Source organism: Escherichia sp. KTE114, from assembly GCF_000407765.1.
In the GTDB taxonomy this organism is placed as follows: Bacteria; Pseudomonadota; Gammaproteobacteria; order Enterobacterales; family Enterobacteriaceae; genus Escherichia; species Escherichia ruysiae.
Genome location: NZ_KE136626.1, coordinates 2,807,846 through 2,820,221, shown reverse-complemented (window position 1 = coordinate 2,820,221; position 12,376 = coordinate 2,807,846). Strand labels below are relative to the sequence as shown.

6 protein-coding genes are annotated in these 12,376 nt (G+C 39.2%); all 6 read right to left on the bottom strand.

The window, feature by feature from the left end; genetic code table 11:
* Positions 1–98 precede the first annotated feature (98 nt).
* The 6 genes from bcsB to WC5_RS07805 all read right to left on the bottom strand — a co-directional run bounded on the left by bcsB (position 99) and on the right by WC5_RS07805 (position 12,232).
* Positions 99–2,393 carry a cellulose biosynthesis cyclic di-GMP-binding regulatory protein BcsB gene (bcsB, locus tag WC5_RS07780; protein WP_024192217.1) on the bottom strand — a complete coding sequence of 765 codons (2,295 nt, stop codon included), beginning with the start codon at positions 2,391–2,393 and terminating at the stop codon, positions 99–101.
* 58 nt (positions 2,394–2,451) lie between these two features.
* A complete protein-coding gene (gene bcsA / locus WC5_RS07785) occupies positions 2,452–4,566 on the bottom strand; it encodes a UDP-forming cellulose synthase catalytic subunit (protein WP_024192216.1) in 2,115 nt (704 codons plus the stop codon).
* 84 nt (positions 4,567–4,650) lie between these two features.
* Positions 4,651–5,991: a GGDEF domain-containing protein gene (locus WC5_RS07790; protein WP_000477639.1), complete on the bottom strand. Its 1,341-nt coding sequence runs from the start codon at positions 5,989–5,991 to the stop codon at positions 4,651–4,653.
* Positions 5,992–5,995: 4 nt separating this feature from the next.
* A complete protein-coding gene (locus WC5_RS07795; RefSeq protein WP_000286959.1) occupies positions 5,996–8,344 on the bottom strand; it encodes a sensor domain-containing phosphodiesterase in 2,349 nt (782 codons plus the stop codon).
* 1,101 nt (positions 8,345–9,445) lie between these two features.
* A complete protein-coding gene (locus tag WC5_RS07800) occupies positions 9,446–10,876 on the bottom strand; it encodes an APC family permease (protein WP_000918533.1) in 1,431 nt (476 codons plus the stop codon).
* Positions 10,877–11,083: 207 nt separating this feature from the next.
* Complete coding sequence (locus WC5_RS07805) at positions 11,084–12,232, bottom strand: MFS transporter (RefSeq protein WP_000109306.1); 1,149 nt, start codon at positions 12,230–12,232, stop codon at positions 11,084–11,086.
* Between the last annotated feature and the right edge of the window lie 144 nt (positions 12,233–12,376).

Here is a 12,376-nt window from a genome sequence, read left to right as displayed (position 1 = left end):
GGTGTTAACTCACTTTTTATTAAAAACTGAACGGGCGCAGCTCCCTGCCTGTATAAAGTCAGGACAGAATGGAGCCGCAAAATAGAAATGACGATGAATTACTGTTGATGAGGGTTCAAACGACGGCGACTAATGATACGTAGCAGACGCCATACTACCCACGCCAATAGCACCACACTGAGAGTTGCCAGCACTGCCAGTAGAATGGGGTGTCTGGCTAACACATATTGCACTCGTTCAATCCAGGGGAGATGCCCAACGTAATAAGTATCTCCAACTCGTAAACTATTGACGCCAGATTCACGAATAACCGCGACTGAACCAAAGATATTGCCGCGTTTTGTACTATTAACTAATGCATTGTTAAGTAGCGCATCGCCGCGTGATCCCTCTGACATTAAAGCAATTACGCTACGTTGGGTATGATATGGAGACTGAAAACCAACTATCGCCGCCATTGGCAATGGAGAATTTATGGTTGTTTGTATTTCAGGTTTTTGATCGTCGTTATCTGTCATAATTTTGGCGTAATCAGAGTGCCGTATTGGGCTTTTTACCCAACTTGTTGTTGCCTCAATGAGCAGATTAATTTGCTGATTGTCTGCAAATTCTTGCGGAAGTCTTCCTATTAACAGGATATCTGAATCCTTGCCCTGAACAGAACCTATATCATTAGTAATTGTCAGATTAATTGCCGGGAATCCAGTTTGAGCACCAATCAGTCCAAGGGTATTTAATAATGTTTCAACTTGCGTTGTGCCAGGATTTTCAGGCATAACCACAACCGTTTCTGATAGATCGGCCATGCGGCTAAATGGAAAGCCTGAGCTGGCAAAAGCGCGTAAATCTGGCATTGCGATAAAGTGATGGTACTTTGAAAAATCGATAGTGGAATCATCTGCAATAACCGCATGATTTTTTAGAGGCCGGGAAATAATACAGCTATCGGCATCAGAGCGCGGCATAGTATTAACGTACTCGAAATTAAATCGCAATTGATTAAGCGCCCCTAACGTCAGGGCAGGAATGTTAATTTCATTATTACCATCCAACAATTCTTGCAATAACGGTAAACGTAACAACAATCTATCGGTAGCAGATTTCGGACTTAGCCGGAAAGATTCAAGGTACTGGTTATTAAGACTGACATCCATGCGTGAACCACCTGTCGTTGGCGTGGTATAACGATAGTTAATCTTCATCTCACCCCCACGATTACGCAATAGAAAGAGATCAGGTGGCAAATTAAATGAAACATTAATTGCCGCAGACTCCAGGGCACTTGCCTGTAACTGCCCTTCATAATTTTTAAGCTCTGCGAAAGTTACAGGACGATCAGTGCGTACCCAGTTGGGCGCATCATAAGGTTTACGCGGCAGTAACGGCTTCACGTCATTTACGACCACGCTATCGCCGCGAAATAGTATATTTCCCTGTGCAAGACCTTTTGCCGCCTGTAATAAATCTTTATCATCGCGGCCAAAAAGCACCAGCAATTTGACAAAGGGATTTTGTGGATGACTGATCATTTTAATAACAGGCGCATTCACCAACGGATGCTCGCGCAGAAAGTCTGGGCGTCTATTGTTAGTGGCAAAGACTACTGCATTACTTTCCGGTAACTGGTTATAGAAAACCGGAAATCGGTGACCACGCCAGCCAGATTGCGAACCAAACCACGAAGCGACAATAGCTGATGCCTGCTGCAAACCAGTCCCAGGAGTACCGGCAAAAACCATCGGCAATGTATTAGGGCGGTTATCTCGCGGATCAAAGAACGGTACAGGAAGATATGAAAGATCATTTTTCAAATTGAGTCTCTGAACTACCAGTTCAAGTTCACTGGTACGTCCAATATCAAGCCACAAATTGCTGCTGGTCGGGTTTTCGCAGGCGCTCTGGTTGTGACTAATTAATTCGAGGCGCAAGCGATTAAAATCCGAAAAATACAATGGGTTAAGAGTTATTTCCGCCAGCGTTTTCTTTCCCAGTTGTTCTTTGGTAATCGGCAATACCCCCATCAACTCGTCATTAAGATAGACCTTAAGCTGTGACTGGACAGGGATCAGCGACGGTGATGGAGTGTATTCAAGTTTTAGTTTCGCTTCTGACACTATTTCATCGCTACGCATACCAAACTCAATTTGCCCCTGTGGGTTAACTCCATTCAGGACTATGTTTCCTGGCGTTGGTGCGATTTGTGTAAATGGGAGTTTAAAATGGCGAGATGGTTCTTTCGCATAAGCAGAGATATTTTCCTTCTGGATAGCGGGTAATACTCCTCCTGAGGAAGGCTTATGAATTACTGTAGCCGATGCTGTATTTGCCTGGTAAAAACATAATAACCCCAAGCCAATTATTGCAGCACTTAATCTCAAAAATTTTCTTTCCATTTTAAAAAATTCAACAACCATAATAAATACAAACAATATATTTAATTAGAAATTAGAACTAACTTTTGGAACTGCCTTTCAGTGTCTTGAGAATATAAAAAACCATATTGCAATAACCTTTCAGAGAAATAAAACATATTTCAATAAAACTCTTTAGAATATTGTCTCGTTTAATTTTATCATTCCACTCTTGCCATAGTGAATCACGAGAAAACGTTGCTCTTACATAATTAACATTTTGTTCATGACTCATTGGCATAATCTTCAGACCAATTTTATTATTGTAGGCATGAACTATTTCTACCGGTATATCACACTTTTCGTTACTATCATCCAGATAAAGAGACAACCGCTGTGTTTTAACAATAGTTTTTACGTCGGAGATATTATCAAGGATAACGCCTAATCCTCCTTCGGAAAAATCAAGAACAGAACAAGGATAGTTCCGTCCATCTTTCAGTTGTAAAACGCCCTTGAAAGAAACATCGATACGGGGAGAAAAACGCACCTGCTTTTGTTCAATAGAAACAGCCAAAGTTGCGCCAATAATAATTATATTATAAAACAGCCAAATCAAACAAAACAAATTCAGGATGGCGATATGCCCTTGCAAACTATAAACATTAACAATACCTATTATCAGTCCAATTACATTTAAAATGGCAAAAATAAGATAGGGGTAGGAAATTCGCCAGTCAACAAACTTATTTTTTATCAGCCCTCCTTTGGCCGTAACGTTGAAACGCCCTTTTGCTGGCGCAAGTAAAGCTACAAGCGTTGGTAGCGTAATATACCAGGCCAGAACCATTTCATAAATCTCATTCCAGAATGAATGTCTGTATTTACCTTGTACTCTTGAATTAGTTAAAATAATAACAAATAGATAAGGTAAAACATAAGACATAATATCTGCAACTGATGCATCGATCAGGTTGACTGAAAAGAAAATAGGACATAAAGGTGCGAACAAGAAAATCAGTCGTGGCACACCTGATAAAAAATGCATCATGCTGCTGAGATAGCAAAGGCGCTGTGATAATGTCAGCCCCTTGCCCAATAATGGATTGTCAATACGCAAGATTTGAATCATGCCTCGAGCCCATCGAATCCGTTGCCCAATATGAGCAGACAATGTTTCTGTGGCTAGCCCGGCAGCCAGAGGATAGCGAAGATATGCAGAGCTATAACCTGCACGATGCAAGCGTAACGACGTATGCGCATCTTCAGTTACTGTTTCGACTGCAATGCCTCCAACCTCATCCAGAGCCGATCTACGGATGATTGCACATGAACCGCAAAAAAATGAAGCATTCCATGTATCCGTACCATTCTGGATTAACCCATAAAAGAGGTGTCCTTCATTTGGCTTTTGCCGAAACTGCCCCAAATTTCGCTCAAAAGGATCGGGGGAAAAAAAATGATGTGGTGTTTGCAACATCGATAATTTTTTATCGGCAATAAACCAGCCCATCGTTTTCTTTAAAAAAGATACCGACGGTATATGATCGCAATCGAAAATAGCAACAAATTCGCCATTAGCTATTTTAAGCGCATTATTTATATTTCCGGCCTTAGCATGTTCATGTGTTTCTCTTGCGACATAGTAAATTCCTGACTCGTTCGCGAATTTCCTGAACTCGTCCCTGGCGCCATCATCAAGGATCCAGATATGTAATTTATCCTTTGGCCAGTCTAAAGCCAACGCACCATAAACTGTATTCTTCACGACTGTAAAGGGTTCGTTATATGTGGGTATTAATATATCTACGATGGGCCATTCTTCTTTATTCTCTGGTAAGGGTATACTTTCTCTGTTCAGCGGGAAGCAAACCTGAAAGTAACCAAGTAATAAAACAAACCAGGCATACGTTTCAGCAGCTAATAACGTGACTGAAAATAAGCAGTCTGGAAATTCATTCAGGATGACTGAAGAAGAGTACCGCCACCATAGATATCGGGATGAGATGAGTATTCCAACACCCATTAAAATCAGGGTAATCATCCTTCCCTTGAACAAATTAAGGAAAATGACAGCGATGCAAATAATAATTGAAAATAATGTTTGTTGATAAAATCCAAGTGGCTGCTCAACAATTGATAAAAAAACAAAACATAGCAATATAGCAACAACCAAAAGGATTTTGTTTGACACTTCTTTATTTTTTAAGATCATTGCACTTAACGATTCATTAATACTATAACTTAAACAGTGTGAGTTTTATAAACATAGACGACCATTGCTATGCAAATTAAAATATCAACACCACGTTATCTGCGCTCGACCATTTTGCTTACTTTTGTATAACCGTTCATCTGCCAGCAATTTCAACCGTTCAATGTTATTCATGCACTCATCTGTACTGGCAACCCCTATGCTGCAACTACAATTTAACCCACCGATTGCGAAATGAACAACTCTGTGCAAAATTCTTGATAGTTTATTTTTATCCTTCTCATAATAAATAATAGCAAATTCATCACCGCCAAACCGGTATATTTCCCCTTCACGACGGGGTAACTCATCTTTAATAAGGTTAACAAGTTTGATGAGTACTTCATCACCAAACAGATGACCAAACTTATCATTAATGGTTTTAAATTTATCCACATCAAATAGACACAGGTAGCCAAAATTCTTGCTCAGCATCTTGATTTCCTTATCAAAACTCCGGCGACCAGAAGCCCGAGTTAATGCATCACAAGTGCCAAAGTCATATATCTCTCGAATTGCATTAATCTCTTCCGCATTAAAGAATAGATTTTCTCCACGTAAATCATATTGATGATTCGACAATATAGATTCTTTTTCCAATCTACCCTTATTTATAATATTCCGTAGTAATTTAATATAATTAATATACAGTATGATTGCAGATATTGCCGATGCAAAAACGAATAGCATACATATATAGAGATATTTACTTTTTTTATAGGCAACAATAAACATCATTTCTGGAAGGTAAGAATACGACAGAGTGATAGCTGACATCTCAAATACAGCATCATTTATCAAAAAATCATCACCTGCGATTTTCTTTTCATTATCATTAATATCATAAAATGAGATATAGATATCTTCTCGTTCCCCTGACTGATTTCTAATCAAAGATAAATAACGTTCAGGATCTACCACTGATATCAGACTTGTTCGTTTGGCAATGGGATGAGCATAATAAACATAGTACTTATCTTTTAAACCAATAACGCCTCTCTCAAATTCGTTCATTACCCGAATAGAGGAAAGTATGTCGCCACAAAAATCATCCCCTTTCGTTGTAACTTTGATACATTTACCATCGCTAATAATATAAGGACCGAGATCATACAAATATCCAGGATTTTCATAGCCAGCAAAGCCATTGCGTATTTTTTTCACCAATTCTTCTGGAGCAATATCTAGTTCATAAAATATATTATTAGATACTGAGCGGCGATACTCAGAAACATTAGCTATTGCAAGCCCACTATCTACAATAGATACCTTCACCGAATTAATGCGGCCCTTAACATAAATGGTGTATAAATAACAAGTTACTACAGCGACGAACAAAAAATACAAAAAACAGATTACTGCCGCCTTTTTCTTATACTTGAACATTGCTTTATTTTCTTTTTTTCGGTTTGCTGTCTATATGCCATTCTGAAAACGGTAACGGTTTCTGGTATAAGTATCCCTGAACATGAGAGAACCCTAATTTTTGCAATTCTCTGGCCTGACTTTCAGTTTCAACACCTTCTGCTATTACCGGCATATTTTCTTCACGAGCAAGACTGGATATAAAATACACAATTTTGTTAGTTTCATTGAAAATACCAGAGGTAAACTCTGAATCAATTTTAATACTATCAGGTCTTACTTTATAAAGTTTTTTCAGGTCAGCTAATCCACTACCGAAATCATCAAGAGAAATCTTGATACCGTTTTCTTTTAAAATTTTTATATTATTGTAAAAGCTATCATTTATATCTTTTACTGCTGACTCGGTGATCTCCAGACAGATTTGTTCAGCATTTACATCAAATGCATTAATTAAAGTAAGAACACGAGTGTGGAAGTCAAATTCATTTAATTGCCATGGAGAAACATTGATATGCAGGAGAAAATCATTAGCAACCTCATATTCACGACTAAAGACACCAAATTCGCTAATAGCCGTTTCGAGAACAAAATCACCCAGTTCTTTAATTAATCCTATTTCTTCAGCAACAGGTACAAAAATTGATGGCGGTATTGCCCCATTTTCGACGGATAACCAGCGGCATAACGCCTCAGCGCCTACAACCCTATTATTATCCATATCAACAATCGGTTGATATACTAAATAAACTTCACTACTCGAAATCGCTTTTTTTATATTTCCTGCCACCCAGACCTTCTGATCAAGTTCATGAACTTTGATGTCATCATAAAACATAAATTCAGATTCTTTATTTTCCCGCATAGCTGTTAATGCCAGTTTCAGCTTCCCTTCATAAATCGAAACATTTTCCCCTGAAAAAGTTTCACAAATGGCAATCTTATGAATATAAATATTTCTTATGCAAAATATATGTTCAGGGAAGTTTAAAACAGATAATCTTTCGATGAACTCTTCGCAGTGAGTGTGGCACAGCAACAAGTATGTTTCAGTTGAGACTTTTACGATATCACAATATTTTGAATATTTTTGTGATATCTTCGATTTTATATCATTAACAATTTCATAAAATTTCTGACTTCCATATATCGCCTCAACAAACTCTAATCCATAGATGCAAAGCATACCAACTGCCAAATAGGTTTTATTATTAGTTTCAATAACAGCCTTATTTATATAGAAGCTACTTCCTTGTTCATAGGACACAAGATTAAGTAAACGATCCATACGCTCCTTGTATTTATAACTGATATTATTAATGATTTTTTTGAGTTCAACAATCTCGCTACTATCATTTTGCACAATATCAATTGTGTCGTTGCGATATACTGAATTAGCTAATTTTTTCAGATGTTCTATTAGTTTGCTGGATTCGCCTTTAATTTTTTTTGTTATTTTTTCAACGATATACCATAATAAACAAAAACAAACCAAGCCACATAAAAACATCAATGTAAAATATTTATTGATGTTTGCATCTTCTGCTTTTTGATAGTAAAAGTAATGGAATCTGACATCAGGAAGCCTGGGGAGTGAGATAATATTGTCTATATAGTTGCCACTATTATTACTTATGTTATAACTTCCCGATGACTCGCGGACAATAAGATGTAACATTGATTTTTCATTACCTACCATAATCCTTTTATTTTGTTCCATGAATAGAATATCAGCATCACCACCTAGTTTATTTAAAAAATTACTGAAATATCTTTCATCAAGATCCAGATGTATTAACTTCAGAGCAAATGAATCTTTTTCTTCTTCGGATGGTCGTAGAGAAAATGAAAAACATTTTTTTCCGGCAATACCATAACAATTATACCATGGTGACCATTTTGAATAAGTCCCTGCCGGTAATTTATTCCAGGGACGTGATTCCGGGTTAAAGTAGTTATCGCTAATATTACCATCGTCCCCAATAAAAGGTTTACCGGGTTCTGATTTTCCCAGGAATTTTACCTCACCATTCTCCGCTCGAATAAAGCTAAGATAGCTTCCATTATTGAGCATTATCCCCACTAAATTAACCGCGTCTATTTTTTTCATGCGATGAAGGACTGCTCGCTTTATCTCATCTTCATCATTTAACAGATAAATTGCATCTTTTAATGCATCAGCCTCTTTTTCAACTTTAGAAAAAAAATTATTCAAATTGTTATTGATGAGTATAAGGTTAATCCGTGAAGAGTTTTCTGCTATTTTTTTATGGAAATCAATTGCGGTAATAAATGACAAGACAATATAGACAGTAACAGCTAATATAACCGCAGTGTTAAATCTTGAGTTTAATTTTTCGGTAATGCTATACATACTGGTGTTCTGACTAAAATGTTATCAATTGCTTTAATATAATATCGTATAAAGTTCTGTATATTAGACGATGTTACCCTTCTCTTTATGACTTTCTTAATTTCATTATTCCCATATAACAAATATGTCATGATGAGAAGATTGATTTTTTCTTAATTTCCACAAGTGATTATCATGCTTCTTATTTTAACCAGAACAATATTGTTATATGTAATGCTCATTTTTGTATCTTTCATCCACGCTACCGCCTTTCGTTAAATTTGCAACGAAATAATTTAGATATGAAAAAATTACCCTATAACAACACAACTAGCACATCCTGCCGAGTTGTGACATCTACTCTATAATTATCCAAAAGAGGTATTAGCATCTATTATCAGTAATCCATTCTGTTTATTTATCTTATTCAAGACATGTGTAATACGACTCTCTTAGCCCAAAATATATTAATCAGTAACCTTAAAGTAAAATTTAGTCAGAAAGTGATCGCGAAAATTTCACTGCCAGGGCTGTAATTTGTCCATCAACCTAACAGATAAATATTTTCAGGAGTACACGTTCGATAAAACAATAGATGCAACATTAGAGCACTATTTTATTTTTAAAACAAAAGACTGTGAACTACACCAGGTATGAGAAGATTCTGTCGGAAGATGATTCTTGTTGGATTAAAATCCTATAAAATATAGCTTTACCAGAATATTGCACCAAGAAATCAATATACCATCTGCATAACCAAACAATAATTGCAATCATTCTCAGAAAATTTAACCATAATTAGCAACGTGCAAATTTATTGATACAGATCAAAAAATCCGAGTTTACATTACCACTCTTTGTTGAAAATTTAGCCGTAAAAATCATGTTATTACGATGCGCAAGAGTTTACTCCAGAGCTCCAAATAATAACTTGCAAAATAACCAATAATTAAAACTATCACCATATCTAAAAATAAAGGTCTCCGATAACTAAAATTTGTATTATCACGGCAGCGTTTATATTCTTTCATCCCTTAAGAAAAACTTAACTTTTGCCTTGGCAGACCTGCTCTAATTTTAATCTATTTAATATCATAGCCCCGGAGAACCGGGGCATGATGACTATTTTATATTCGCTTTACGTGCGAGCAGCGGGAATATCAGCCCCAGTCCAACGAGGACAAATGGCGTAGTAATGTTCAGTGCCAGTTGGAATGTCCACTCTGCAGTGAAGGCTTCCATTTTCGGGAAGATTCCTGTCAGGCAGGCAAACGCGGTAAAGGCAAAACACCAAATCCCAACGGTCATTGCCAGCGACTTATTACGAATAAAGACATACTCTGGTTTATATTTCTGCGCCAGGCGAACGACAGCAATAAACGCAACAAATACCCACAAATAACGCAGTGGCATCACTACCGAGTTAAGATTCAACAGCCATTTATAGAGATTGTTCATATCACCGATGCCGAGAGTCGGGAGCATAATCAGGATCGCCACCAGCACCAGAGTCAGAAAATAGCCATTCACGGGCGTACCGGAAGCGTTGGTACGACATAAACTGGCAGGAATATATTTGCTGTCGGCATCGCCTAATAACACTTTAAGCGGTGCATCAATCGAAAATACCAGTGCGGCAACTTGCCCCAGAGTGTTCGCAATGGCATAAATCACCATTAAGGTATTACCCATATTGTAATACTCCCCCAGCTTCTGGAAGGCGTAATACTGACCGTTAGTCATCAAATCATCGGGAATATTACGCGAGTCAAACATCATCCCCATCGCCAGTGAGCCGAGAATCGCACATACTGCTACCATCCCCGCCAGACACAACATCCCTTTTGGAAATTCTTTTCCTGGGTTGCGTGTTTGGTTAACGTAAGGAGAAATCTTCTCAGCACCACCAACCGCAAAAACCAGCATTGAAATGGTGGTAATGTAGGTGAAATCGATATGTGGTATGAATGTTTCCCAGGTAATGTTAGTAGTCGCAATATGCACTTCAGTAATCGCAGGCGCGGTTACCGCCATCGCCACATAAAGGAGCGACATGACAAACATTGCAATCCCTGCCACAGAACCAACAATTTTCAGTGACTTCATGCCTCGGGAGGCAACCCACATAAAGAAGATAAACAGCACCAGCGTTAACCCCTGTAACGCTACGACCGAATATTCTTTGATTAACGAACCATCGCCTTTCATCGCCCAACCGAGCGCGATCAGTATTGCCTGCGGTTTTTGTGCCAAATAAGGAATATGCACCACCCAGTAGGTCCATGCTGCAAGGTAAGCCAGCCCTGGCCCCATGGTATGTTTAATCCAGGTACTAACGCCCCCTCTCCCGTCTTTAAAGGTCGAACCTAACTGGCCGACAATCAGGGCATAAGGTGTGAAATAGAGCGCAAAAATAAATACCCATGAAAAAACAACCACCAGTCCCTGGTTGGCATAGTTATTTACAACGTTGCCAAAGCCCCAAACGGTAATAAATGACATCAAAGCAATGTTGTACCATCGCAACTGTTTTTCCTGAACGTTCCCAGCCATAGATCGATCCTTCGCCAATATTTAATGGATATTTAGAAAACGAGGAATTATGCGCGGCAAACAAGACGTGCGGAAATAGCGGAATGCAAAATTATAACCTGCTGCACACTTTATTTTTTTACGAATAAAATTTGCTAAAAAATAGTTGTACAGAGGAAACAAAAAACAGAGTGCGAAACAGGCAGTTCACACTCTGCACTCATTCATTTACACGTGAGCAACGGGTTTTGGTGTATGACCGGCGTTACGAAGCAGCATGAGTAAATAAATAAACGACACACTGGCGATCATGATAAACAGCAGATTATCAGAGAAATTCTGCATTAACATGGCAGTAAAAGACGGGCCAAGCAGACTACCGACGGTATAGCTTAACAATAACGCCTGATTCATTGCCACCAGCTGATGATGTTCAACTTTCTCGCAAGCCCAGGCCATCGCCACCGGATAGAGCGTAAAACCGGCTGCACCGAGGATGAACAACGCAGGTGCCATTGCCGCCTGACTTAACATCGCAATGCTACCGAGAATGACGACAAATACCTGAACGCGTAGTACCAGCAGGCGACCAAATTTATCTGCCAGACGACCAATTGGCCATTGCCCAAGGATACCAGCACTAACCAGAACCGCCATCCAGAAGCCAATGCTGGCGTTGCTAATCCCTTTATGATTGAGGTACAGCGGCATCAGGCCATACAAAGAACCCAGAACGATTCCCGAGATAATACAGCCGTTCACGCCAAGCCGCGCCTGACGAAGTTTTAGCATTGACGTAATTGGCGTCGAAGCATGGTTCTCAGCCTGCTGATTCACGATACGAGTAAACAGCAGCGGCAAGATTCCTGCCAGGGTCAACCCTGTAGCCCACGGCAATACGCTCATCAACTCTGTTGAAACTTTACTGAGCAGTAACTGACCTAAAAACGTCCCCACGTAATAAACCATCATATAGGCGGCAAGTAACCGCCCACGGTTACGTGACGTACCGCTGCACATCAGCGCGCTTTCTACCACCACCCAAATCATGGCGCAACCAACGCCTGCGACGAAACGCCAGGCTAACCAGCTCCAGAAACCAATCATCAAGCCAAGCCCGGCACAACCCGCAGCAAAAATAAAGGAAGCAAGGTAATAGCTGCGATTAAACCCAAAGCGTTTAATGACATACCCTGTCAGTAAAGTACCGACCAGGTTGCCGGTAAAATAAGACGAACTGACGACGCCGACCTGCCATGTGGGCAAGTGTACCTGGGCGAGCCATAGCGGCACGAGTGTATTTAACACCGCGATCGCCAGAGTCAACAAAAGTAGGCCAGACAGCAAAAGCATGACAGGCCGGGTATACGTGGACATGAATGAAAACCGTGAGGAAGTTCAAATTTCATGCGCATCATGCCACCGCCAAAAACATTGTCAATGGGTGAAAATACGTACATAACGCAGCGGCTGTATTATCGATTTATATTACTCATTCATAACACTAATAACGAAAAGATA